This window comes from Arthrospira sp. PCC 8006 (assembly GCF_046480465.1).
GTDB classification, from domain to species: domain Bacteria; phylum Cyanobacteriota; class Cyanobacteriia; order Cyanobacteriales; family Microcoleaceae; genus Limnospira; species Limnospira platensis.
Genome location: NZ_PKGG01000062.1, coordinates 1 through 25,538, shown reverse-complemented (window position 1 = coordinate 25,538; position 25,538 = coordinate 1). Strand labels below are relative to the sequence as shown.

The 25,538-nt window shown below is 45.3% G+C and carries 26 protein-coding genes; 9 read left to right on the top strand and 17 right to left on the bottom strand.

Going from position 1 to position 25,538, the window contains the following annotated elements:
• Positions 1 to 1,079, top strand: a 1,079-nt coding sequence (locus tag B9T16_RS11655) for a tetratricopeptide repeat protein (protein ID WP_410244824.1), incomplete at its 5' end; no start/stop codon positions are given.
• 43 nt (positions 1,080 to 1,122) lie between these two features.
• Here B9T16_RS11655 and B9T16_RS11650 read toward each other — a convergent pair.
• The 3 genes from B9T16_RS11650 to B9T16_RS11640 form a co-directional block, all read right to left on the bottom strand.
• On the bottom strand, positions 1,123 to 2,121 hold the full coding sequence (locus tag B9T16_RS11650) for an RNA polymerase sigma factor, RpoD/SigA family (protein ID WP_006618148.1): 999 nt from the start codon (positions 2,119 to 2,121) through the stop codon (positions 1,123 to 1,125).
• 582 nt (positions 2,122 to 2,703) lie between these two features.
• Positions 2,704 to 3,135 (bottom strand): DUF1824 family protein, encoded by a 432-nt coding sequence (locus B9T16_RS11645; protein ID WP_152088346.1) that lies wholly within the window; start codon positions 3,133 to 3,135, stop codon positions 2,704 to 2,706.
• A 118-nt stretch (positions 3,136 to 3,253) separates the two neighbouring features.
• Complete coding sequence (locus B9T16_RS11640) at positions 3,254 to 3,604, bottom strand: hypothetical protein (RefSeq protein ID WP_410244823.1); 351 nt, start codon at positions 3,602 to 3,604, stop codon at positions 3,254 to 3,256.
• Between the two features lie 371 nt (positions 3,605 to 3,975).
• Between B9T16_RS11640 and B9T16_RS11635 the strand changes: the two genes are divergently transcribed.
• On the top strand, positions 3,976 to 4,692 hold the full coding sequence (locus B9T16_RS11635; RefSeq protein WP_235181448.1) for a hypothetical protein: 717 nt from the start codon (positions 3,976 to 3,978) through the stop codon (positions 4,690 to 4,692).
• A 32-nt stretch (positions 4,693 to 4,724) separates the two neighbouring features.
• On the opposite strand, the gene B9T16_RS11630 is transcribed toward B9T16_RS11635, so the two are convergent.
• The 6 genes from B9T16_RS11630 to B9T16_RS11605 all read right to left on the bottom strand — a co-directional run bounded on the left by B9T16_RS11630 (position 4,725) and on the right by B9T16_RS11605 (position 10,465).
• Positions 4,725 to 5,540 (bottom strand): SGNH/GDSL hydrolase family protein, encoded by an 816-nt coding sequence (locus B9T16_RS11630; protein WP_014274581.1) that lies wholly within the window; start codon positions 5,538 to 5,540, stop codon positions 4,725 to 4,727.
• Positions 5,541 to 5,573: 33 nt separating this feature from the next.
• Positions 5,574 to 7,082 carry a diguanylate cyclase domain-containing protein gene (locus B9T16_RS11625; protein ID WP_410244822.1) on the bottom strand — a complete coding sequence of 503 codons (1,509 nt, stop codon included), beginning with the start codon at positions 7,080 to 7,082 and terminating at the stop codon, positions 5,574 to 5,576.
• A 55-nt stretch (positions 7,083 to 7,137) separates the two neighbouring features.
• A complete protein-coding gene (locus B9T16_RS11620) occupies positions 7,138 to 8,535 on the bottom strand; it encodes a GTP-binding protein (RefSeq protein ID WP_006618142.1) in 1,398 nt (465 codons plus the stop codon).
• Positions 8,536 to 8,672: 137 nt separating this feature from the next.
• Positions 8,673 to 8,954 (bottom strand): RNA recognition motif domain-containing protein, encoded by a 282-nt coding sequence (locus tag B9T16_RS11615; protein WP_006618141.1) that lies wholly within the window; start codon positions 8,952 to 8,954, stop codon positions 8,673 to 8,675.
• 218 nt (positions 8,955 to 9,172) lie between these two features.
• A complete protein-coding gene (locus tag B9T16_RS11610) occupies positions 9,173 to 9,697 on the bottom strand; it encodes a hypothetical protein (protein ID WP_315642757.1) in 525 nt (174 codons plus the stop codon).
• A 12-nt stretch (positions 9,698 to 9,709) separates the two neighbouring features.
• Complete coding sequence (locus B9T16_RS11605) at positions 9,710 to 10,465, bottom strand: hypothetical protein (protein ID WP_315642758.1); 756 nt, start codon at positions 10,463 to 10,465, stop codon at positions 9,710 to 9,712.
• A 197-nt stretch (positions 10,466 to 10,662) separates the two neighbouring features.
• On the opposite strand from B9T16_RS11605, the gene murF reads away from it, so the two are divergent.
• Together murF and B9T16_RS11595 are read left to right on the top strand one after the other, a co-directional pair.
• Complete coding sequence (gene murF, locus B9T16_RS11600) at positions 10,663 to 12,069, top strand: UDP-N-acetylmuramoyl-tripeptide--D-alanyl-D-alanine ligase (RefSeq protein WP_410244821.1); 1,407 nt, start codon at positions 10,663 to 10,665, stop codon at positions 12,067 to 12,069.
• Positions 12,070 to 12,568: 499 nt separating this feature from the next.
• Positions 12,569 to 12,811, top strand: coding sequence for a hypothetical protein (locus B9T16_RS11595; RefSeq protein WP_006615839.1), 243 nt, complete (start codon positions 12,569 to 12,571; stop codon positions 12,809 to 12,811).
• Positions 12,812 to 13,450: 639 nt separating this feature from the next.
• Here the strand turns inward: B9T16_RS11595 and B9T16_RS11590 are convergent.
• The 4 genes from B9T16_RS11590 to B9T16_RS11575 all read right to left on the bottom strand — a co-directional run bounded on the left by B9T16_RS11590 (position 13,451) and on the right by B9T16_RS11575 (position 15,795).
• A complete protein-coding gene (locus B9T16_RS11590; protein WP_410244820.1) occupies positions 13,451 to 14,188 on the bottom strand; it encodes an ATP-binding cassette domain-containing protein in 738 nt (245 codons plus the stop codon).
• Complete coding sequence (locus B9T16_RS11585; protein WP_006617655.1) at positions 14,188 to 14,616, bottom strand: EVE domain-containing protein; 429 nt, start codon at positions 14,614 to 14,616, stop codon at positions 14,188 to 14,190. Before B9T16_RS11585 ends, B9T16_RS11590 begins: the two co-directional genes overlap by 1 nt.
• Before the next feature lie 111 nt (positions 14,617 to 14,727).
• Positions 14,728 to 15,267, bottom strand: a complete 540-nt coding sequence (locus B9T16_RS11580) for a hypothetical protein (RefSeq protein WP_006617654.1) — start codon at positions 15,265 to 15,267, stop codon at positions 14,728 to 14,730.
• A 144-nt stretch (positions 15,268 to 15,411) separates the two neighbouring features.
• On the bottom strand, positions 15,412 to 15,795 hold the full coding sequence (locus B9T16_RS11575; RefSeq protein WP_006617653.1) for a DUF1830 domain-containing protein: 384 nt from the start codon (positions 15,793 to 15,795) through the stop codon (positions 15,412 to 15,414).
• A 261-nt stretch (positions 15,796 to 16,056) separates the two neighbouring features.
• Here B9T16_RS11575 and B9T16_RS11570 point away from each other — a divergent pair, with 261 nt between their 5' ends.
• The 5 genes from B9T16_RS11570 to mrdA all read left to right on the top strand — a co-directional run bounded on the left by B9T16_RS11570 (position 16,057) and on the right by mrdA (position 22,147).
• Positions 16,057 to 17,637 carry a photosystem II high light acclimation radical SAM protein gene (locus tag B9T16_RS11570; RefSeq protein WP_317271057.1) on the top strand — a complete coding sequence of 527 codons (1,581 nt, stop codon included), beginning with the start codon at positions 16,057 to 16,059 and terminating at the stop codon, positions 17,635 to 17,637.
• A gap of 81 nt (positions 17,638 to 17,718) precedes the next feature.
• Positions 17,719 to 18,075: a VOC family protein gene (locus B9T16_RS11565; RefSeq protein ID WP_410244819.1), complete on the top strand. Its 357-nt coding sequence runs from the start codon at positions 17,719 to 17,721 to the stop codon at positions 18,073 to 18,075.
• A 73-nt stretch (positions 18,076 to 18,148) separates the two neighbouring features.
• Complete coding sequence (gene rodA / locus B9T16_RS11560; RefSeq protein ID WP_410244818.1) at positions 18,149 to 19,405, top strand: rod shape-determining protein RodA; 1,257 nt, start codon at positions 18,149 to 18,151, stop codon at positions 19,403 to 19,405.
• A 119-nt stretch (positions 19,406 to 19,524) separates the two neighbouring features.
• Positions 19,525 to 20,262: a DUF502 domain-containing protein gene (locus B9T16_RS11555; RefSeq protein WP_410244817.1), complete on the top strand. Its 738-nt coding sequence runs from the start codon at positions 19,525 to 19,527 to the stop codon at positions 20,260 to 20,262.
• Between the two features lie 91 nt (positions 20,263 to 20,353).
• Entirely contained in the window at positions 20,354 to 22,147 is a 1,794-nt protein-coding gene (gene mrdA / locus B9T16_RS11550) for a penicillin-binding protein 2 (RefSeq protein ID WP_410244816.1), read from the top strand.
• A 39-nt stretch (positions 22,148 to 22,186) separates the two neighbouring features.
• On the opposite strand, the gene B9T16_RS11545 is transcribed toward mrdA, so the two are convergent.
• The 4 genes from B9T16_RS11545 to B9T16_RS11530 all read right to left on the bottom strand — a co-directional run.
• A complete protein-coding gene (locus tag B9T16_RS11545) occupies positions 22,187 to 23,707 on the bottom strand; it encodes a hypothetical protein (protein ID WP_410244815.1) in 1,521 nt (506 codons plus the stop codon).
• Positions 23,689 to 24,093, bottom strand: coding sequence for a hypothetical protein (locus B9T16_RS11540; protein WP_006617646.1), 405 nt, complete (start codon positions 24,091 to 24,093; stop codon positions 23,689 to 23,691). Before B9T16_RS11540 ends, B9T16_RS11545 begins: the two co-directional genes overlap by 19 nt.
• 15 nt (positions 24,094 to 24,108) lie before the next feature.
• Positions 24,109 to 24,348: a hypothetical protein gene (locus B9T16_RS11535; protein ID WP_006617645.1), complete on the bottom strand. Its 240-nt coding sequence runs from the start codon at positions 24,346 to 24,348 to the stop codon at positions 24,109 to 24,111.
• Between the two features lie 408 nt (positions 24,349 to 24,756).
• Positions 24,757 to 25,538, bottom strand: a 782-nt coding sequence (locus B9T16_RS11530) for a CHAT domain-containing protein (RefSeq protein ID WP_410244814.1), incomplete at its 5' end; no start/stop codon positions are given.

Sequence of the window (25,538 nt, the reverse complement as noted above, 5' to 3'; positions counted from 1 at the left end):
ATCACTTAGACCAACCCTATAAAGCGATCGCCTCCTGCGAGAGAGCCCTGGAAATTGATAACAACTGGGGGGAAATCAGCCCCGATATCGCCTGGAAATATCAGGGATTTGCCTATCTGAATTTAGCAGATTATGAACAGGCAAAGACATCTTTTCAACGCGCCCTGAGTTTGAACCAAGAAGACCCCACTCTCTGGGCTGCTATGGGGTTTGCTTTAACCTCCCTCAACCGCCTTAGCGAAGCCCTGAACGCCTACGAACAAGCCATCAGACTGCGTTCTGATTATTCCTTCGCACTGGTTAATCAGTGTCAATTATTAAACGATTTAGGAGAATATCAAGCCGCCCAAAAAGCCTGCGGAGCCGCCCTAGAAGGAGATGGTTTTTGGGATCAGTGGGGTCCAGCCACCGCCTGGAGCCAGTTGGGAGTCGCCCTCGCCGCCCAGGGAGAACTCCAAGCCGCAACAGTTGCTAATAACACTGCCATCGAATTGCAACCCGACTATCCCCAAGCCTGGAACAACGCTGCCGTTATCCTCTGGTATCAGGAAGATTATCTAGCCGCCTTGGAGTCCGTCGCCCGCGCTATCGAACTTGATCCAAATTTAGCCCAGGCTTGGCAAAATCGTGGTCGGATTTTGGCTTCCTTGAAACGCTTTGAAGAGGCGATCGCAGCCTATAATATGGCAGTGGAAAAAGGCCGAAACAACCCCGAACTATGGTCTAGTCGCAGCGTCGCCCTCTGGGAAGCCCAACAGTATGCTGAAGCCGTCATTTCAGCCAAAGAAGCCGTAATCCTTAACCCTGACTTTTTCCAGGGATGGTATAACATGGGAACCGCCTTGATTGCCTTGGAAAATTACCAAGATGCCCTTTTTGCCTATCAACAAGCCACTCGCATTCAGCCAGAAAATGCCAACGCTTGGGCACTGCGAGGTTATGCTTTACAACAGTTAGGTGAACTCCAAGCCGCTAAAGATGCGATCGCCACCGCCCTAAATTTGAATCCTAACCAACCCATCGCCCGACAACTTCAGGTCAAACTAGAAACTAATCAACAACAACAACTAGATCCTTGAAAAACCCGGCTTCGGGAGAAACCGGGTTAATCATCCATATCGATTAGCAAGCCAGATATTCCCGCACCTGGGCTTTACGACGACGCAGGTGGTTCAAAGCCTGGTTTTCCAACTGGCGCACCCGTTCACGACTGATATTCATCTGTACTCCCACTTTCGATAAAGACATTTCCTTACCGTCGTTGAGACCGTAGCGCAAAGTCAACACTTCCCGCTGCTGGGGAGTCAGATCCGCCATCATATCCTTGAGATCCTGCCGCAACAGTTGTTGAGTAACATAGCTATCAGCAGAAGCCGATTCATCTTCGAGCAGATCTTGCAGTTCCGTATCTTGGTTATCACCAACTCGCAGGTCAAGGGAAACCGGATGGCGGGAAGCTAACAAATAATCCCGAATCTGAGACGGTTCCAAATCTAATGCTTTCGCAATTTCCGTGGGAGTGGCATTGCGACCATACTGCTGGAACAATTCCCGCTGAACTCTTTTAATTTTGTTCAGTTTTTCCGTAATATGGATCGGCAGGCGGATAGTCCGAGAGTTTTGGGCGATCGCACGGGTAATCGCTTGGCGAATCCACCAGTAAGCATAAGTTGAGAACTTATACCCTCGCATCGGGTCGAACTTCTCAACACCCCGTTCCAAACCCAGAGTTCCCTCTTGGATCAAATCCAAAAACTCCATATTGCGTTTTTGGTACTTCTTGGCGATAGACACCACCAGTCGCAAATTCGCCTCAATCATTTTCTGCTTCGCACGACGACCACGATTGATGATATCAGTCATTTCCGACTCACTCAGTCCAGCCTTCGCCGACCATTCCTCTGGAGTAGGATCGCGATCGAGTTCTTTCGTTAACTCATCGCGAACTTCCAACAGATTCATCATCTGCTGTACTTTTTTACCGTAGATGATTTCTTCTTCTCGGGTCAACAGTGGCACTCGACCAATTTCGTGCAAATAAGTCCGCACTGCATCCATGGAAGCACCAGAGCGGGGGTTCCGCGACGTTAATTCAGTTTGTGTGGTTTTAGCAGTTGCCATAGTCAATTTTACCCTCCCTAAACAGCTAATAAACTGGCAGCGACCCCCTAGCAAGGAGTGAGATAGACAGTCAGGATAGTCAATATGCCCTCCGTTATAAAAAATATGATCCGTTGTTTGAAAGCCTTGCCTTCTGGTAGATATGTTGTCCTGATGTTCTGAAGCTAAATTCCTTTTACTTTATCGCCACGAGGTTTTTAGTGTCCGATTTTAAAGCATAGACCCCAACATACTGAGATCCATGGACTCACCTACAAATTTAGTCACCGCGATCGCTCACAACCATTTTCAATGTCAGAGCCTTAGTCATCCACTCTAAGGCCACCCGAGATGCTTATTTTAAACTTAGCTAGGTTTACATCTCTTCACATTATGTCATACTATTCGGTCTAGGTCAAGTCCCCGATGGTAAATCTGTGATTATACCAATTTATCGGGACTCTTTACTATACTGCCCTAAAATTCCTCATATTTGACACCCCAGCAGTTCAGAGATACCCGAACCATTTTTCCCGGTTTTCACCCATTCAACCAGTAGTCCACACCCCCCGATAATTTCAGCCCCACCGGGAAAGACCCCTACTAGGCTGTAGCAAACAGATCTAAAGGAAAATGGCCATAAGTACCGTTCACCCCATTTTCCTCTAAAGACTGACAGGAAACCAGTACCCCCCGATACTTTTCTAGGTAGGGGCTAATATGGTAAGACACACTGCGACCATTAAACTTGATATAGACTGGGCCTTCAATATCGGGAATCTCATCCGAGTTAATCTCAGCGTTGTAACCCAGTTTCGGTAAGTATTCCTTTAATGCTGTTATCGCCTCTGTCCGCGAAGATGCACAAATTCCCAGCATTTGATACTCTGACTCATTCGCTAGAAGCACTAACGCTTGGCGCACCCTTGCTGGATTATCTATAGATGCTGTAGCGGTGATATCCATACAAGTGAACTGTTCTAGGAGTCTTTGGGCTTCAACTACAGTTAAATCAGCAGGCGTTTGAGGAGACATTGGGAGTCAGCTTAAAATTAGTTCTATCCTATCCTAGCAAACCTGTCGCGCAAAAAAAAGTCCGCTTCCCCTGCCAGACCATAATTTAGGGCGGTTACACACCGCCCTAGTCTGCTGTTCAAGCTGGAGTCAACTCGCGTTTTTTACGGCGAAACAGCGTCGAAAACATCAATCCCGATTTTTGAGATGTAGATGGAGTTTCTGTCGTTTCTAAGTTAGCTTCATTTTCTGCTAAAACCAACATAGAATCAGTAGTCCGCACTACCAGAATACCTTTTGATAGGTCTTCGCGCATCTGGCGACCAATTTTCCAAGCATGGAATTTGACACCACTCCAACGGGGATTAACCGGATATCCAGAAAACCCGGCTCGTAGGGCAGGGATGCAGAATTCTTCAATGGAAGTTGAAACTAATACACCTTCAGTGAGTTGAATGGTTCTGAACTTGGTTTGCTCTTGTTTAACCATAATGTCACCTCCTCTAAGTTTTGTATCGACTATGTGCAGTTTAGGGTCCGAGATTCTTGAGAGCAATTCTCAAAGGCTGTATCCAGCAACCATGCTCGATTACGAGAAACTCTTTCTCGCTCTCTTTAATCTCCTTTACTGAGATGCGGTGCGTCGCCACGGGTCTGATTTGTGAGCATCAATGGTCGTCAAAACCAGACGCAGCCTACTTTAGCTGTTCCTTAGTATATTCAGCTCAGTGCAGTATATTCAGCACACCTCTAGCATCGGCATTTACTAACTTACCTGATGCTGTACATTACAAGCAATATTTAGCTCACTTGATTTGACGGAATCAGTACGGGCGAAAATTTTTTTCCCTTGTGGATCAAATGCCAGCCTTCAACACCAATCCTAACATGAATCGAGACTACCTTCAACCGAGCCTTCTCTGGTTATCGAAAACCTTGCAGGAGTCAAGAAACTGCGATATCTTAACTTCCATGAAACTTAACCGTCTGATTCCCGTGTCTGTTTGGGTCTGGGGTTCACTATTTTTGACTCTTGAGACGATCGCCATCTCCAGTCCCCCCCCTAGCAATATACCGGGTTCGTGCCATGACATCAGTTGTGATCAATTGTTCCACACTTTATCAGAAACTTGGCCGGAGTTTAATCTAACTTGTGAAGGCGATCGCATTTTATCCCTACAGGTGTACGAACATCGTAATGGGGGGCGGCGGGTAGTCCTGGCTTGTTGGAATCGGGAAGTAGACGACTATGGCGCACGAGAAGGAAGTTCCCTAATTACCCTGCCTTTTCCCGGAGAGGAAAATCGCTTTCTCAGCAGTTGGCCAGACTCTCAACCCTATGCCGAAGAATTGTTAAATACCTATCCCGAAGAGATTAAAAACATCCGGTTTCAGTGTGCGATCGAAAGCGGGGATATCAATATTTTAGTTTCCGAAGACAGACCCGAAGCCGACCTGCAATGTTACTTCCAGGCTGGGGTCATTTTAGTAGATATCGATGGGGATTATGTATCGGACGGGGAGAATAGCCGAGGGACGGGAGTCGATCGCATTTTAGGGACTTTTCCCCTCCCTTAACTATCTACAATTGACCGACATATTTTAAGGGTTTAGTCAAAGGTTAAATGCTGGATTTTATCTTCAGGAACCCCTAAACCCCGCAGCAGAATATAGGTCATTATTTGATGTCCGGCGTGGTTAGGGTGGATACCGTCGCGGGTGAGAATATTTTGCGATCGCCCTCCATAGCGCTGATAAGTCATGATAATATGGCGGAAGGGGGTATGTAGGTCAAGAAACTGTACTTGATTTTGAGCCGCCACATCTCGCATAGCATTAATATATTCAACCATACGGATATTTTCACGACTATTTAAGTCTTCATAAATAATCGTAGGAGATAGTAGCAAAACCCGAATATTTCTAGCTCTAGCCGCCTTGACCATAGCGCTTAATTTTTGGCGATAGATTTCTAAAGGAGATGGGTCTGTTTCTGATTCCGAAGATTTATGAAAACTTTGCATCACATCATTAACTCCCACATTAATCACCACTAAATTAGGTCGGTGTAAGAGGACATCCTGATGAAATCTAGCTTCTAGGTCCGTTGATTTATTTCCCGAAACTCCCGAGGGAATAATCTCAATAGACTCTCCCGGATAAAGAGTATTAAGGTAGCGTCTGAACAACCACACATAACCCCCATATTGTCCTCCCGCTTGGGTGATACTATCTCCGACCACCACAATTTTGTTAGTGCCGCTGAGGGGACTTTGCTGCTGTTGAGAATCAGCTTTTATCGGCTCAGGAAAAGCCACAGAAGTCTCTAAACCGATAATAGTGGCAACTACCATCAAAAACGGTAATGCGCCATAGCGTTTGAGCAGGTTTAAAGGTGAGAGAGTACAAATAGATAGCCTAGACATTATCTTAATAACAGCACAAAACTAGCCCCTATTCTACAATAAGGGTGTACTCTTGGCAGTGTGGGGGAAACAAATTGGGTTGCTATCGTCAATTTTTAACAATTCACAACTGGGAGACTCAGCGATAACAGTACAGTTCCGACCCTGATTTTTAGCTTGATAGAGAGCCTCGTCAGCCTGAGCGATTAAACTATCTACAGATAACTCAGAATGGGGAATTTTGCAAGCCACCCCCAGACTCACGGTAACATAATCACTACTTTGAGAACCCGGGTGAGGAACACGGAGATTTTCCACTTGTTTACGGATACGTTCAGCGACTTTGACCGCACCATTGATGGGTGTATTAGGGAGAATAATAGCAAATTCTTCGCCACCATAACGAGCCACCAAATCTACTGAACGTTGAATAGCGCCAGAAATGGCTCTAGCTATTTTATGTAAACAATCATCTCCGGCTTGATGTCCGAAGGTATCATTATATGGTTTAAAATAATCTACATCACAGAGAATTAAAGCTATGGGTTCTTGTTCTCTACTGCAGCGATGCCAATTATAGGCTAAATATTCATTAAAACGGCGACGGTTAGCCACTTGGGTTAAGTCATCATACAGAGCGAGGCGTTGTAATTCTTGGTTAGTTTTTTTAAGGGCAATTCTTGACCTTTCTAGGGCTTCTTCGGACTTTTTGCGCTCGGTGACATCAGTTTGAATGCCAATAAAATTAGTTAATTCCCCCTGTTCATTTCTCACCGGAGAAATAAACAATTCATTCCAGAACATTGTACCATCTCGGCGATAGTTTTTGAGAATGACGCGGCATTCTTCGGCTTCAGCGATCGCCTGTCGAATATCATCTAGGGCGGGTTGATATCGTTCGTTTCCCTGAAGAAACCTACAGTTAGACCCCAGAATTTCATGGGCTGGATAACCAGTGAGTCTTTCAAACCCAAAATTCACATAAATAATGGGATTGTCGGGCTGATTAGGGTCAGTAATAACCACGCCATTTTGGGTAGCAGCGATCGCTTTTTCCAAGAGTTTGGAGGTAGCCTCTGCCACCTGGCGATCGTGTAAATATATCTGACTGAGGCGGATCTGTTCTTGGAGGGATTGATTTTGCAGTTCCAGTTGTTTTTGGAGTTGATAAAGTCGCAGTTGTGTATTAACTCTGATCAGGACTTCTGAGTTATGAAAAGGCTTAGTAATATAATCGACACCGCCTACTTGAAAACCCTCCATAATCGAGTCAATATCATTAAGGGCGCTCAAAAAAATAATCGGGATTTTGCTAGTATTTTCACTACTTTTTAAATGGCGACATAGTTCATAGCCACTCATCCCAGGTATTCGGACATCCAGCAATATTAAATCTGGCAATTTTGCCCCAACGGAAGTTAGAGCCATCTCAGCATTAAGAGACTGTCTAACATTATAACCGACTTGTCGAAGTAAAGAAGATAAAAGATGGAGATTTTCCGGCTGATCATCAACCACCAAAATATCTGCTTTCCAAGTTTGCTCTGGAATACTACTCATCATATTTAGAGAGTGAAGTCAGGTAGTTCATCCATAACAGAGAATACCCACGCTACGGCTAATTTGATGCCTCCAACCCTAATTTCATCCATAGTTCGTCCTTAATACGACTCAAAATAGAGGCCCCATCTAATGATAACAGAATCCGCCTCACTGCTGCTTTAGGCTTATCTTCTCCCCAGGAAGCCCCATTAGCCAGATAGGTAGTTGTCACCTGACCAATGCCGTAAGTAGAGACCCCCGCCACCGCCGCCTGAGTAAAAGCAACAGACAAATAGGGAGCGAGGGTTGCGCCTCCGGTAGCAGGGGCTGTGAGTCCCAGAAAGCCTTTAAGGGAACTCAGGCCCAAATTAGTAATCAGTTCACTGGCTCCAATACCCCCCATACCGAGGGCAATTTTCCGGAGTAAATCTAAAGCTCCCCGTTGGGTCATAGGGATGCCGTAGAGCTTCGATAAGGTTAAAATCAGGGTGATATCAATAGCGACCCCACTGAGCAAATCAATAGCGGTGAGGGGATTAAGAGCGATCGCCACTGCCTTAGTAATAGTAGCATTCCAGATCACACTATTAGCCTGATCGGCGCGAATTTCTAGTTTCCGCTGCACCACCTGCTCATTGACATCTTCCGCATAGAGCATAGTATTAAGGGCGATTAAAGATTTACCCTCCCGGTCTAAGATATCGAGAATCTTTAATTTGAGGTCATTAATTTGAGGTTCCCCTCGGGTCAATTGAGTTTGAAAACGACCATCAGGGCGGCGCACCGCCGAAGCCACCAAGGGACAGGCCGCTACCATGACAATTTCATCAGGAGAGAGCAATTCCCGCACTCGCTCATCCCTAATTTTTTCATAAATAGCTTGGCGATCGCCAGGTGGATATTGATCAATCTTATTAAACACCAAAAGCATTGGTTTTCCGGCATCTCGCAGCCAGGAGAGGGCTTGATATTCCACCTGGGTGATATCGCCTGCAATCACAAATAGCAATAAATCAGCTTTTTCTGCCACCTGACGCGCCATTTGTTCGCGGGTCTGACCGTCAACCTCATCAATACCCGGTGTATCAATAAGTTCAACCTGAGAAATACGATAAGACATTGCGCCCGTGAGGTTTTCGCCTTCCACCTGCCAGGGTTTAGCTTCTGTGGTCCGAGTAATACCATGGGTGGGACCCGTAGCAAATACCGTTTGACCCAATAGGGCATTCAAAATCGAAGATTTCCCACGGCCCACCATACCAAAAACCGCAATTTGTATAGAGGTATGCTCTAGTTTATCAAGCATCTGTTGTAAGCCACTGAGATCAGATTCGAGTCCCTGACGTTCTGAGGAGGTCAAGTCGAGATTTTTCACCAAGTCCCGCAGGACATCTTGAGCATGACGCAGGTTTAACTCAGCCTCAATATCAGCAAAAGTTGAAATAGTATTGTCTAGTTCTTGATCTATGCTCATCTGAAATAATGGGTAGAAAAACCCAGGCATAAGGACAGCTTAACGATAAAGGAAACGGGTTCTGCTAACTCCGCAAAACCCGTCTCTCTAATATTGTGGCTTATTCTGAAGCTGCTAAAAACTGATGTTTATCTTTACTAATAATCCCGATTAAAACCTCCGCGCTGTCTATTGTTGTCTCGGGGTCTGGCTTTATTGACTTTCAGAGAACGACCCTTCCATTCCGCCCCGTCGAGGGCATCTATGGCGACTTTCTCCTCATCTTCACTAGACATTTCCACAAAGCCAAAGCCCCTAGATCGCCCAGTTTCTCGGTCTGTAGGGATCATTGACCGTTTAACTGTTCCGTATTCAGCAAAAGCTGCGCTTAAATCATCTGGGGTAACGTCATAGGACAAGTTACCGACGTATATCGACATGGAATGACTCCAACATTAACACGCTTGACATAACTCAGTTTCGGAGCAATACCTGCCGACACAGAATAGGCAGAATCTGTAACTAGATCTGTAACCGATTGGGAAGTACAGAACCGAAGCTGACTCACGCAGACAATTCTATCACAAAATTCCTGATCGACAACAATGATTTTGATCACTATGCGATCGCCTTTTCTTCCCCCTCTTCTTTGATTCCCCTAGCGAATAAAGGACAGGTCAACTTTGCCAAAATTGGTAGTCAAAGCCACATTCAAGTTTTCCAGAACCTTCACCAGCCACTGTAGCGCTTGGGTAGAGGATGATTCATAATGGTTGAACAGCACCGAGAACCGTTTTTCTAAGGAAGGCTTAACCTGACGACACAGCAGTACAATTTTCAGTAACAAGCTGACCATAAAGGTCGGACCAATATTGGCGATCAGATCGATAAACACGAAATGCTGAGGTTTTTGGGGACTCTCTACCACCAGGTAGTTTAACAGTTGAGAACAGGTTCTCAACATCAGGAACTCATTAAAAGGTTGCTCATCACTTTGGGGGATAGTATTTTGTAACTGCTTATACAGTTTTTCGTAAAATTGTCTATTCAGGTAACTGGACTTAAAAGGGTTGTCACTGAGGTATTCATACAAATCGGATTTAAAGTCCCTAAAGGTTTGGTGATCATTGGTATGGGAGATAAACCTATGGGCTAAGTCTCGATAAGTATTGGACCCTTGCACTTTACCCACAAATTACTGTAGAGCAAAAAATAGCTCCTCGTTGCTCAGGAGTGTCGGGTTAGTCGCAGCAATGGTAGCGGTAGTGGTCAGTTCTTGTGGTTTCGCCGTGCGGGCGTTTTGTCGCATTTGGTACAAGGCATATTTAGACAATTCCAGTTCAAATTTTTTCTGTTTCTGTAACTTAATTGTCTGAATCATTTGTTGATGTTCGTAGGGACTATCATCGTTAATTAGACAATATCGGTATAAGTATGGATAACGGGGAATTAGGGTTCTCAGGGGTTGACTCTCAATCATACTTGGGCTAGATTGTAATGGCTCACACAAAACCTCAGCAAACCGTTTCATGGTTTGGTACTGGGGGCTGTTTCGGAAGTTGTTAACTAAATAGGATAGTTGCTGAATGTATCGGGACTTGATAGCAGAAGATGCAGTATAAACTGACTTTTGGCTATCAAATAGATCAACCAGGCGATAAATACCTTGTCGGCGTTCTGGGTGGGTGTGCCATCTGTTGATCAGAATGTAGCAGCATCGGTTGATGATAAAATTAAAGTCACCCTCAATGTGTTTCGCCCGTAACAACTTCCGCATCAATTGGACTATCTGATGATTCGGGTAGCCTGTTCCTTGGATAAAAAGCAGCCGGAAGCGCTCCAACAGGATATCTGTACTTTCGGTTTCTACCTGCTCTAGCCAGTGATTATATAGTTCCTGTTCTTCGGGGGATGTAGGTCGATTATGACGATCGCCTGGTATATTATTCATTGAACTCAGGGTTGTATAATTGCGATGGCAAACTTTAGAGTGTTAACAAAAGTTGGCAATTTTTGTGAATTTCAACCCAAAGATTATAATGATTTTGGGCTAAATGCCGCCATGGCAATCTTGACTATAACTCTCGGTTATTGCCAAAATTGCCTCTGGTTACTAATTCCTATTGATGGGAGTAGATGCGATCAATTATGTCTGAGCTGTTTACCCTGACCCAACTGTTGCAGATTTTAACAATAAATGGGGAAGTATCCTGTGATGCGTCTGCTAACTTCCCGGTGATTGGTATCACAACTGATACTCGTAACCTCCAACGGGGAGAGGTGTTTGTGGCATTGCCGGGCGATCGCTTTGATGGACATGATTTTGTGGCGGCGGCGATCGCTAAAGGAGCCCTTTGTGCGGTGGTTAGTCGGGAATTTGCTGTTTCTCACTCGGAATTTCCCTTAATTCCAGTGGCTGATACTTTACAGGCTTATCAGACCCTGGGACGCAGTTGGCGCGATCGCTTTCCTATTCCTGTCATTGGGGTGACGGGTTCAGCGGGAAAAACTACTACCAAAGAACTCATTTCCGCTGTACTTTCTCATCATGGTAAGGTTCACAAAACCTTCGGTAATTACAACAACGAAATAGGAGTCCCGAAAACTCTCCTAGAATTGCGCTCTGATCATGATTTTGCTGTCATTGAAATGGCTATGCGCGGACCGGGAGAAATTGCGGATTTAACTCGCATAACCCGTCCTACTGTGGGGGTAATTGTGAATGTGGGAACTGCTCATATCGGCCGCTTGGGTTCGGAAGATGCGATCGCTCGTGCTAAGTGTGAATTGCTGGCGGAAATGCCGGATACATCAATCGCTGTGCTTAATCATGATAACCGCCGCCTCATGTCAACAGCCACTCAGGTTTGGGCGGGAACAACTATTACCTATGGTTTGGAGGGGGGAATTTTACAGGGTGAATTATTAGGACATGAAACTATCCGGGTGGAGGGAATTGATTTACCTTTACCCTTACCAGGGTCTCATAATGCCTCGAATTTTTTGGCGGCTTTGGCGGTGCTTAGGGCGATCGCTGGTTGGGAGATTTCCGCCGAAGAACTTTATGCACCCATCAGCACTGGCTTATCCCTTCAAATGCCACAAGGACGGGCTAAACGTTATAGCCTGGCTGATGATATTATGTTGTTAGATGAAACCTATAATGCCGGTTTAGAATCGACTTTGGCGGCGTTAAAATTGTTGGCGGAAACTCCGGGTAATCGACATATTGCTGTGTTGGGGACTATGAAGGAGTTGGGTGAGCGATCGCTTGAATTTCATCAGCAAGTGGGGGCGGAAACTGAAAGGCTCAATTTGGATGGTTTATTTATTTTGGCGGATTTGGCTGAGGCTCAAGCTATGGCTGAGGGGGCTGTGGGAGTCGATTTTATTGATATTCAAGACCTCGCTTCCCCCCAGGCTCATCAGTTGATGATTGATAAGGTTCTCGCATTCCTTAAACCCGGCGATCGGGTTTTGTTTAAAGCCTCTAATTCTGTCGGAATGAACCGCGTTGTAGAGGGGGTGCGATCGCAATTAATCATCAACCATTGAAGATTACCCTATACAGCCCTCCCAGTAACCTTTTCCCCCTTTCGGTTCCCTTGCTATTCACAAAATGTCGTTTTTGTCAAGGGGGGTAAAAAAAGGCGATCGCCTCTCCACCAAAAACTCGTGCATCGTGATTTTTTATTTGTGCTGAGAAAATAACTTTTTTCGCGACAGAATCGGGGTTTTAGCCTGTATTTTGGCAAGTAGACATAGTAACCCCTTGGGTGCGATTTATTTGATGGTAGCACAACCCCCATAATCTCGTCAACTTTTTGAGAGCAATTCGCGATAAAATCGTAACAATTCTTAACAATCTTGAGAAGATTAAATTTATCTGGCGGTATGAATTAGCAAAAGTTATGTAATGGGCGGACCAGCGGAGACAGAGATGAGTCAAAATAACTACCGAGGTGCGATCGCTATGATGGGATTGATAGTTCCCACCCTGGCGGAGAACTGCTACCATAATAAATGTGTAATTTTCGGCATTTCCTAACCCGCGATGAACCCTAAAATAATTGATGTAAGCGGTCTCACGCCCCAACAAATTACCGTTATCGAAGAAGTTGTGGCGGCGTTCAAGTTGGTAGCCCGACAGAAGGATTCATTTTCCCCCTATTTAACCCATCCCCAAAATATCGACAGAAAAGAATTGGAAGAACTCGAACGAGAATTTGATTGGTTGGTAGCCGATATTGGCGCAAAGGACGCGATCGCCAGAAGTGATATCTATGGCATCAACTGAGCAAACTATATACATTTAATGCAGATGATTTTAATTGGCAGACTGAAATCAAAGTCATCATACCCAGTGCCTAAATATCATAAATTCCGGCGGCTTTTAACTGTTTCCCCCGACTGGATAGTTCAGCCTGAGAAGTTTTCTAAAACACTCTGGGGGGGGAAAGTTCAACCGGAAGGTACGGGCTGGAGTGAAGGGGTGAAGAGTGCGATCGCAATTAATCATCAACCATTGAAGATTACCCTATACAGCCCTCCCAGTAACCTTTTCCCCCTTTCGGCTCCCTTACTATTCACAAAATGTCGTTTTTGTCAAGGGGGGTAAAAAAAGGCGATCGCCTCTCCACCAAAAACTCGTGCATCGTGATTTTTTATTTGTGCTGGGAGAATAACTTTTTTCGCGACAGAATCGGGGTTTTAGCCTGTATTTTTGCAAGTAGACATAGTAACCCCTTGGGTGCGATTTATTTGATGGTAGCACAACCCCCATAATCTCGTCAACTTTTTGACAGCTATTCGCGATAAAATTGTAATAATTCTTAACAATCTTTGGAAGATTAAATTTATCTGGCGGGATGAATTAGCAAAACTTATGCGATTTGGGGATTTTCGGACCAGACATATTTGGGGGAATAATTGCTGATTAGAGATTATCCCACTCTTGAGCAACTGCGGTTTTTTGAGAGTGTAAAACCTCAGTAAATTGAGCCCAATTGACTTGTTCTACTGGCAGGTCATTAACCAACTCTCCGCCGTGAAGATACCAAACCCTAGTGGCGAACTGACGCGCAAAATCAGTGTCATGGGTAGCGACGATCGCCATATTTTCACCCCGATAAAAATCGGTTAAAATTTGTGCCAAAGACTGTTGCTGTTGTCGGTTAAGGTTAGCCGTCGGTTCATCTAATAGTAGGATATCCGGTTGAATAACTAAACCCCTAGCCAGAGATATCCATTGTTGCTGTCGGCTGGAAAGTTGCACGTCGGTTAGGGGTAGAATATCGGGGGGAATTGCTAACCTTTCTAACCAGAGATTAACCCGTGTTGTGATTTCATCTTTAGGGATTTTTCGCAACCGTAAGGGGTAAGCGATCGCTTCATAAACGGTCATCCCCAAAAGTCTAGTTTCCGGTAAAACCAAGGTGATTTTTTGGCGTAAGGAAACCGGGTCAATATTTTGATAATTAGTATCCCCGAAATACAGAGAACCACTACAGGGAGAGATTAACCCATTAATTAATCGCAACAACAGACTTTTCCCCGACCCAGAAACTCCCATTAAAGCAATGCGATCGCCTGGTTGAACACAGGTAGAAATATCCAGCAAGAGGGGTTTAAGGATAATGGGAGATTTGACAGAGACCTGCTGAAGTTTTAACATCAATTTCCACCGGTTAACTCATGGACTCGCCGCCATTGTTCATCTGTAACTTTAAAATTGGTACTGTTGGGGGCACGAATTACTAACAGGGTTTGGAGGATGGGATCTTGTTTACAGTCGGACCGCAGTAGGGGGTTATCTAAGAGCTTGGTAGTGAATTTGATTTGGGCGCAGGGTTTATAACCTAAGCGAGTTTTATCAATCCAGTAGTTGCGATCGGGAATGTCTTTGAGGGGCTCTGCGGGTGCAATCACTTCCGCAATGGCATATACTCCGGCGGCGCTTCCGGCTTTCCAAATTAATACACCATCGCCGACGCTGATATCTTTACGGTAGCGGGTGACTAACCAGGGCATTTGCTGGAAATCACGGATACCATCAAGCACCCGATAATATTTGGGATTACCTTGGAATAGCCAGTATGCCATCAAATTGCACTCTCTCTCTGTTCAGTATTCAACACTCCCACCCGACAATATTGGCATGGGGGATAATCTGATCATACATCTGATCAGCCTTGGGGAAGGTGAGAATTTAACCTAAGCGTTAAAGACGTTGGCAATTGTCCAAATATCGACTAGGATTAACAGGAGAGTGCAACAGAACAGAATTAAATACATCCAGGGCTGAGATAAAGGCCGCACGTCAGTAGTATCAATTCCGGTTTTTTGTTGCACGATCGCCACTAACTTCCCAAAGCCAGCAATTCGCATGGGTAGCAAATAACCTTCCCCGGACTCACTGAGGAAATAATAAACTAATCCGCCTTGTCCGGTGGTTCTCGGACGTAGCGATCGCACCTCTGACCAATTTAAACACCAACCCCGCCGCCAAAACAGTCGCACCCACGCCGGATAGGTTACTTCAATAGTGCGATCGTTCACCACTACTCGCTCACTCAGCGCCCCGTAGACAGCCATACCCCCTAAAATAATACCTCCCCATAATAGTTGGGGAGAAATGGGTGTATCGGCGACGATAGCTAGGAATGGAAGAGGAATCATCAACGCACCATACAAACTTAGCAAGGTTATTCGCACAATTGGGGAAATACGAAAAACCACATTTTCTGAATCCATATTTTTAACGAGTTCTTCACTGTTATCAACACAATATTAATATCAGATTGGGTTGATTGCAGTGCCTCAGATATGGCTCCGGTGCGTCAGTTTTCCATGGTCTGGTGATGATTCCGATTATCTGGGTCTGACGCACCCGACTGGTTAATCAACAGAACTCAAAGCGGGAGTTGTCAAAACTGAGGGATTGGCTCCAGAACTGCGACCTGTGACCCTTTCATGGTAAGCTATAGCGGCGGCACTGGGGTGGACTTCATCAATGGCTGGGAGTTCTTGGTCAATTTGCAGACGATCGCAGGGAATCTTATCGGATAGAATGGAACTAGCCATTTTTCCTGTGTGAATCTCTAAAAGTGCTTCTGGTATAGCTTCAAACACTAAACGCTGACCGGGAAACACCACCCGCTCAAAATACCAATTAGGGACATTGCTAATTCTGGCAATCTGAATATTGCTAGTAGCGTTAACGTAGCAGCAGAGAACTCGGCCAGGACTGTTATAGGGTAGGGGATCAAGAATTTGAGCCATGTTAAGGAGTATTGCAATATGAGTTTGGTATACAGCCAAACTAACACTTTGCGATCGCTATTGGTTGTAATCCGGACTACCAATCGATCATGATTTTTTCCTTGAACCCACCCACTCTCATATATTTGACCAACCACCCAATCGGCTCAAATTAGGCGATCGCAGCAAATTCATCAGCCACAGCTAATGATTGTAAGATGAAAACAGCCAGCTATATTGTTAAGTTATATTAATAAGCAAGCCATTCACTCATTTAAAATCATGGACCAAAAAATCCTATACGTTCGCCTCCCTTGTAACCCCATCTTCCCCATAGGGGTAGTTTACCTAGCAGACCATGTACATAAGCTATTTGGGTCTGTAGAACAGCGAATCTTTGATTTAGGGACTGTTCCTCCCCTAGACTATAGTGTAGCCCTCAATACCTGCATTGACGAGTTTAAGCCGACGCTGTTAGTATTTTCGTGGCGGGATATCCAAATTTATGCTCCCGTGGGTGGACGGGGCGGAAATCCTCTGCAAAATGCCTTTGAGTTTTACTATGCCAAAAACCCCCTAGTTAAGTTGCGGGGTGCTTTAGGAGGATTACGGTTAGCAGCATCCTACTATAACGAACTGTGGCGCAATACCAGTTTAGTACGGCAGGGACTCAACCGAGCCAGACGCTATCAACCCCAAGCGCGCGCGCTAGTAGGTGGCGGCGCGGTGAGTGTGTTTTATGAACAATTAGGGGAGAGTCTCCCTGATGGCACAATTATTTCTGTGGGGGAAGGAGAGGCTTTATTAGAAAAATTATTGAGGGGTGAAGACTTCAGTAATGAACGCTGTTATGTGGTCGGACAAACTCAACCACGCGATCGCATGATTCATGAAAAACCGACTAATATTGAGAAAACCGCCTGCAACTATGATTATATCAGCGAAGTTTGGCCGGAGTTTGACTACTATTTTCAGGACGGGGATTTTTATATCGGTGTTCAGACTAAGCGTGGTTGTCCCCACAACTGCTGTTATTGTGTCTATACCGTAATTGAAGGTAAACAGGTAAGGATTAATCCCGCTGATGAAGTAGTCGCAGAAATGAAGCAACTTTACCATCGTGGCATTCGGAATTTCTGGTTTACAGATGCTCAATTTATCCCCGCCCGTCGATTTATTGATGATGCGGTCGAACTGCTACAAAAAATCCTTGATGCTGGCATGAATGATATCAATTGGGCGGCTTATATTCGGGCTGATAATCTCACCCCCCAATTGTGTGATCTGATGGTTCAAACCGGAATGAATTATTTTGAAATCGGTATCACCAGCGGCTCACAGGAATTAGTCAGAAAAATGCGGATGGGATATAATCTGCGGGTAGTATTAGAAAATTGCCGCGATTTAAAAGCAGCCGGATTTAATGATTTGGTGTCTGTTAACTATTCGTTTAATGTAATTGATGAAACCTTGGACACTATCCGCCAAACCATTGCTTATCATCGGGAATTGGAGGCAATTTTTGGGGCGGATAAAGTCGAACCTGCCATCTTTTTTATTGGCTTACAACCCCACACCCATTTAGAAGAATATGCCTTTAAAAACGGTATACTCGATCGCAATTATAATCCCATGAGTTTGATGCCTTGGACAGCCCGGAAACTCCTATGGAACCCAGAACCCTTGGGGTCCTTGTTTGGGGAAGTGTGTTTAGAAGCGTGGAAACGAAACCCTAATGATTTTGGACGGGCGGTAATGGATATCCTAGAAGAACGTCTGGGGAAATCATCCCTAGAAGAGGCTTTGAGTGCGCCGGTCCAGAGCGATCGCACCGCTGACAAAGAACTGGTCAAGGCCGGTTAAAGTAATTGACAGTGGGGGAGAGTGGGCGGTTTTGCCCACTTTCTTCGTAAAATAGCAACCATAAACCCTAATCTCTGAATTATGCAACTCAAACGCCTAGGTCATGTGGCCATCTGTGTCCAAGATATTAAGACTGCTGCCAATTTTTACCAAAATCTGGGTATGGAATTAGTATGGCAAGATAGCGATTGGGCCTATTTAAAGGCGGGAGATGATGGACTCGCCTTGCTAGGTCCAGGCTACAGCCAAGCCAGATCCCATTTTGGGTTTGTCTTTAGCGATCGCACGGAAATAGAAACAGCCTATCAGCAATTACAACAACAAGGGGCAGAAATTACCCCCATTCACGAACACCGAGACGGTACCGCTTCCTTTTACGGTCGCGACCCCGACGGTAACGCCTTTGAATATCTCTATGAACCCATCAAAAAGGGTTGATACCTGAGTGATTTGATTGTACCTGTTTCCATGGGTAGGTTAAAGTTAAACAGTTAAACAAGCGCCAAATTATATGTTTTTCAGAGCCAGATTAAAAAGTTATAGGCGATCGCCCCTAGCACCTTGGGCAGAAATAGACTGGTTTTTATTACTCGCCTGTGTCGCCCTCACCGCGTTAGGCGGCATCATGATCCGTAGCGTAGAAATCAACCAAGGACTGACAGACTGGTGGCAACACTGGATCACCGGAGGTATAGGGTTAATCCTAGCGATGATAATTGCCAGGAGTAACTATGAAAGACTAATCGACTGGAAATGGATAGTTTATATTATCGTTAACCTATCGCTGATTGCCGTTCAATTTATCGGAACCACAGCCCTAGGAGCCCAACGCTGGATTAATATTGGTGGTTTTCACGTCCAGCCCTCCGAATTTGCCAAGGTGGGGATAATTATTGTTTTGGCAGCACTTCTGCACGAGGTCAAGATACCCAGTATTCCAGACACCATCAAAATGCTGATTATCGCCGCCGTTCCCTGGGCGTTAGTATTAATTGAACCCAACCTAGGAACCTCCCTCGTCTTTGGTATGATTACCCTGGGAATGTTGTATTGGGGCAATGTCCATCCCGGTTGGTTAATCCTGTTATTGTCCCCCATTTGTGCAGCTATTTTAACCACAGTCTATCAACCTGCTGGAATTATTTGGGCTGTAGCCATGGGGTTTGTCGGCTGGTGGAGTTTACCTTGGCGCTGTGTGACCGGACCTCTAGCCTTGGGTATGAATTTGGGAGCCGGAAAATTAGGAGATATTTTATGGGGGTTTCTGCAAGATTATCAAAAACAGCGACTGATTGGATTTTTAAACCCAGAGCAAGACCCCCTAGGAGCAGGATACCACTTAATTCAATCTCGCATTGCCATTGGTTCGGGACAGTTATATGGCCGAGGTTTGTATCAGGGCACTCAAACTCAGCTAGATTTTATTCCCGAACAGCATACCGACTTTATCTTTTCTGCCATTGGGGAAGAATTGGGGTTTATAGGTTGTATTATTGTTTTGGCGGTATTCTGGATAATTTGCCTGCGATTGGTGATTATTGCCCAAACTGCTAAGGATAGTTTTGGCTCCTTAATTGCGATCGGGGTATTGTCAATGTTGATATTCCAAGTATTTGTAAATATTGGCATGAATATCGGACTAGCACCAGTTACAGGTATCCCTTTACCATTTCTAAGCTATGGGCGATCGGCACTCCTAAGTAATTTTCTAGCCATGGGATTAGTTGAATCCGTTGCTAACCACCGACAGCGAAAACGAATGTTATAGGCTCAAAAACTCCTGGGCTTCTTGGTCGGATTCAGTCAGCCAGTCCCCTCACCCATTTTGGGTAAGCAGTCGCCATTTTTCCCAACCCATCATTTTAGTCAACAGGAGAGTGAACCCCCGTGTTCCAAAACTTCAAACATGATTTAAAAAATGATTTAATTGCCGGGTTGCTGGTGGTAATTCCCCTCGCGACAACTATCTGGCTTAGTATTACCGTGGCTACAGCGGTGATTAAATTTCTCACCCGCATTCCTAAACAAGTTAACCCCTTTGATGGCCTTAATCCTATTCTGGTCAATCTACTTAATATTTTAGTGGGGTTAGCCGTTCCATTAATGGGTATTCTGTTCATTGGTCTGATGGCTAGAAATATCGCTGGTCAGTGGTTACTTAACCTCAGTGAACAGATTTTACAAGGCATTCCCTTGGCGGGGTCAGTTTACAAAACCCTCAAACAACTTCTGGAAACTCTACTCAGAGACTCCAATGATAAGTTTCGGCGGGTGGTTCTGATAGAATATCCCCGACGGGGAGTCTGGACTCTGGCTTTCGTGACCGGATCAGCAGACTCTACCATTCAATCTCACCTATCGGAAGATATGATTGGTGTTTTTGTGCCGACTACTCCTAACCCTACCAGTGGCTGGTATGCTATTGTTCCCCGCCATGAAGCGATCGACTTATCCCTATCGGTAGAAGAAGCATTCAAAATTATCGTCTCCGGTGGTATTGTTAATGCTTCCACTTCTCTAAAGCCTAGCGCTAGTCCTCCTGTGGAAACTCCCCTAGACCCTATTATCTCTAAGAAAAATGCGGAACAACCTGTCACCATGGAAGAACAACAATTTGCTCCTTAGGTTTACACGACGGAATAATCAGCCTATAGATTTTCCGGATTCATGACACCACTTTTGAAAAATAAAAGGTAGGTCATTGGATAGGATAACTATGGCTGGTGAATCTCCGTTTACCCCTCACAATCAATATATTTCTGATAAACCGCAGCGGCATCAGTCTTACCGTGGCCGTCTGCATCGTGGTATTATCCTGCTGTTGTTGATTACTGCCGGATTTTGTTTGTACACTGTTCAACTCGCTAATTTACAATTGATTCAAGGATCTATCAATTGGGACAGAGCGGAAAATAACCGACTTCGCCTAGTTCCTATTCCGGCAAAACGAGGCGAAATTTTCGATCGCCATAATCAAAGACTCACCCGCAGTCGTTTGGCGCGATCAGTTTATATTTGGCCTAGGGAACAGTCACCCCAACAGTGGCAGGAAATTGCTACCCAACTGGGTCCGATTCTTGATATCACTCCACAAGAAATTATTAATCTTATCGAAAATCAGGGCTATAATTCCCATCTTTTTGTGCTAATTAAACAGGATATTAGCCCGGGAATGTTTATTGCTCTCGCCGAACGTTCTGAGTATTTTAAAGGGGTAGAAGTTCGCGGGGAGTCTCAACGTTATTATCCACACAATCATCTGGCTTCCCATATTTTAGGATATATTGGCGCTGCTAGTTTACAAGAATTAAAGGCTAATCCTCAATACCCTATGGGAATGCTAACCGGGAAAATGGGGATAGAACGTATAGCTAACTCTTCCCTTGAGGGAGTGTGGGGAAATCGATTAATTGAGGTTAATTCCCAGGGAGAAGAAATTCAGGAGTTAGGTATTCAAACACCTGAACCTGGTCAGCCACTTCAGCTAACTTTAGATTTCGCACTACAAAAAACTGCGGAAACGGCTTTAGGCGATCGCTCTGGTGCGGTAGTAGTCTTAGATGTCAAAACTGGCGCGATTTTGGCTATGGTTAGTCATCCTAGCTTCAATCCTAATATATTCTCTGGTCCGATGACTGCACAACAATGGGAACAATTACAAAGCGGCGAGAATCCTATGTTAAATAGGGCTGTACAGGGCTACCCCTCTGGTAGTACCTTTAAAATTGTTACGGCGATCGCTGGTATAGAATCGGGGAAATTTTCCCCTAATTCAACTGTACCCACTGCGGCGGCTATTACCATTGGTGGGGTGAGTTTTCATGAGCATAGTAATAGTGGTTATGGTACTATTGGATTTAGAAAGGCACTGGCTGTTAGTAGTAATACCTTTTTTTATCAGGTGGGAATGGCAGCCGGACCTCATCAAATTGCTAAATGGGGGAAAGAATTAGGTATTGGTGGCACTATTAATTTGGATTTATTGGGACTTGATGGTGCTAATCATGGTCAAATCCCTACCCCAGAGGAAAAACAAGCATGGTATAATGAGCCTTGGTACACGGGAGATACTGTGACTATGGCGATCGGTCAGGGGTTGGTTTTAGCTACTCCCTTAGAATTGGCGGTTATGACCAGTACGGTGGCGAATGGCGGCTATCGAGTACAGCCTCACCTGTTGGCTTCCCAAACTAATACCGATGAAACTAAACCCATTAAAACTTCGATTTCGGCGGGTAGTTTAAATGTGGTCCGACAGGGGTTAATTGATACGGTTAAGGAGGGAACTGCTAGAATTTTGAATGATGGTTCTATTCCTTTAACCGGAGGGAAAACTGGAACGGTAGAAATTCCCGGACACCCCAACAACTCTATGTATGTCGCCTTTGGACCTGCTGATAAACCAGAAATTGCGATCGCTGTTTTGGTGGAAAGAGGTGGTTATGGTTCTGTATCCGCCGCGCCTATTGCTAAGGCGGTTTTTCAGACTTATTTCGATGGTAGAAAATAGTATTTTATTTGGCGAGCGCTCCTATTTGACCCCCACCAGCTAACGAAAAGGAAACCCTTTCCGACGACTCAACCAGATGAGAAATTTAGTCCCACCCCAGCCAAGAATAGCACCTGCAAAACTGGCGAAAAGAGCGATCGCAAAAGGATGGGAAATTCCCCCGCCATTTTCTGGTTGGGGAAAAATCCTCGGTTCTTCAAACATTAACCCGGAAGTTGAAGCGATAATGGCTCCCGTCCCAATGGCTACACCCCAAGCCTGAATTTCGTCTTGGAGTTGTTGGTTTTGTTGTTGGCGGGTGCGATCGCGTTGGGTTTGTTCAATCTCCACTATACCACGAATTGAGGCGATCGCTTTATCCGCTAAACTCGAACCTTCCACAAAGTAGTTAAGTTCGTCCCCTATGCGGGTTTGGAAATAGGGAGAAGTGCGATCGCTAAACTCCCCGAAAACATCCATTTCCTGCTGTTGTAAATCATAACCCTTCTCTTGGAGGATCTTAAAAATCTCCGTCAATGTTACCTGATAGTTTTTCGTATTGATGCTAATCGTATTGCGACAATGCTTATAGTTTCGCAACAGTCGCGCATATTCCAAATCTAACGCCGCCAATTCCTTTAACACCTTTTTCAGGTCTTCCAGTTGCGCCTCAGTCAACCCTAGACGGGTTTCATTTTGGGTTAATTCTTGCTTAAAAGACTTGACTTTATGCTCTAACTGTGTATAGGCGCTGTAGGTTTTGCGGTACAGTGTCCGCGTTTCCCGGTAGGCGGAAAGCACCTTATTTCGATAGTAAAATAGATTGATAAATTGGCGATAAGCATCGATGAACTTTTCACTGGCTAAATCGTCCCGAAACAGGAAGATGATGATATGGGGTTGCACCTGCGCTTCCCCCTCTAAATTCCCGTCAACAACTTGACCGCCAAACTCAAAAAACGGGCTACCGAACAACTCACCCAGCTTGTGCAAAGGTGGACGTTCAACCTTACGGGAAGGCATCACCTGTGCCAAGCAATTGCGGGAAAAATTTTGTAAATCTTCCGGCTTTTTTGTGCGTTCATGTACTGGCAAAAATGCCGTTAATAGTAATGTTTGACCTAGCGAGCTTTTGATAAAATCGGGCAAAAAAACCAGGCTTTCTGTATTTAAATTGCGCCAAAATGAAATATTGACCTCTGCAGCTTTATCGCCATTTTCCTGTTCTGGGCGGCGCAAATTAACCGTTAAGCTATAACTATCATTCAGTCGGTGGGTGTAGATATTACCCGTTATTTTTAATTCAGAATTAGGCAGAGTTCCCGTGAGGTTGAGACGGTTCTTAGGATTCAGGTTAATTTCCGCGCCGAGGGGTTCTGGGGAGTTTTCTGGGTAGCCGTAAATGTCGAGGCGTTCCGTAAAACCCAGCGCCTTTAAAATATCATCTCCCCTTTCCCATAACTGTTTCGGGTGCGGCGCAAGGGAATCCGTTTCCCCCGTCAATCCTCGCCACAGATGAAACGCGAAAAGGTGCAAATTGGGAGCATAAACAGTGTGGGGAATTATTTTTTTTGAATCCATCGACTCAAACTTTCCCGAACATAGATAAACAAGGAGATTTGGGGGGAATTAGGAGCCGGAGTAATAATCACCAAGGTTTCCGTTTCTTCGATGATTTGGAAGTTGGGAATTGTGTATTGTATCTCATCGGGAGAATCTTCTTCGAGTTCGTCGGCTTGCTTGCGGGTTCTTTGTCGCCGGGCTTTTTTCAAGTGATTTTGGGCTTGCGGAAATTGTCCGATCCAGTCTATAATCATATCTGATGCCTGATTGATATCGGCTTCAGATAGATTCTGCAAGTTGGCTGCCAATTCCTGAGCGGGTTGCACAGCCTCTGGCGGTAGGATTGGCGGTTCAGCTTCGAGGAGTTCGGCTAACATCAGCAGGGTTTCGGTTGAGTCTTTCATGGTTGTCTGGTTGATTTATCTTCCTATTGTCCAATCTTCTATGACCAATCCTGTCACTTTGCTAAAACCTCGATGATTACGGGTTAACAAAATCATAGACCTCGACAGTGCGATCGCTACAATTCTAGCATCCATCCTGTTCGGTGCATCCAATACAGACTCATTCCCTCGACGAATGGCTTGTCCTAGTGCTAGGATTTCCTCAAAAGCCGGTTCATCCTTGAAAGACCTGGTGATTTCGCGTAACCCATTCATCGATTGAGTAGGGGCAATCTGTTCTATAATTGGGGTGGTGGCTGCTTCGACGGCGGCTAGGCGTTATTCTAATGAACTGTTGCTGGTCATGGATTTTCAAAGGTGGGTCGAGTCTCTAACTATAGATTATGGGTTGGGGGGTGTTGGGTTGCGCTATCGCTTCACCCAACCTACAATTGATAATTGATTATTTGCTGGGTGTTGGGTTGCGCTATCGCTTCACCCAACCTACAATTGATAATTGATTATTTGCTGGGTGTTGGGTTGCGCTATCGCTTCACCCAACCTACAATTGATAATTGATTATTTGCTGGGTGTTGGGTTGCGCTATCGCTTCACCCAACCTACAATTGATAATTGATTATTTGCTGGGTGTTGGGTTGCGCTATCGCTTCACCCAACCTACGGTTAAATTCCGATCGCACAAAAAGCCCCCCAATGGATAGGATGTTTATAGGGTCGGTAATCCGGGCGTTGAAAACCTAACCCCAAGTTATCTCGGAGTTTCGCCTTGGGATGACAGTTTCCCGCCGAGTCCTGCTCATTCAGCCACGCGGTTAACTCCTGCTTCGTGACTGCTCTCATCCACTCTTGGGCCTGTTTCAAGGCTAAGGCAACCGAGGGCTGGGTCTGCATTTCCTCATACAATTTTACCATCAAAATCGCCGTCGAGACATCATTCACCGCCCACAGGCTACAAATCACATTCGCCGCCCCCGCATACAGAAACCCCAGCCCCAAACTGATATACTCTTCCAAGTCGGGGGAAAAGTCCGTTAACCCGGTTTCACAAGCCGAGAGAATCACCAGGCGACAGGTGGGTAAATCCAGCTCAAACAATTCTCCCAAAGTGTAACATTTGCTCAGGTCAATCTGCGTGCCTTTGCGCCAGGGGAGAAAACGAGTTTCCGCCGCTTCAGAGGGGGCGGTTTCCTCGGAGAGGGTTCGGCCTTCTGAGTCACTGACGGAGACTTTCGCCCCGGCTAACACCAGGGGAGACAGGAGGGGACTGTTGAAATTGAACGCCCCATGGCCGGCAAAATGGAGATAGTCCGCCTCTTGGAAGGCTTGGCGGTGGGGGTCTTCATTCAGGCTGGTTTTGCTGGCTTGCTGGCGGGCGAGACGGCCGGCGTTGGTGGAGAAGTTGGCTAAAATGGCTTCAACCTCTAAGTCGGCATAGTCTAGGTATT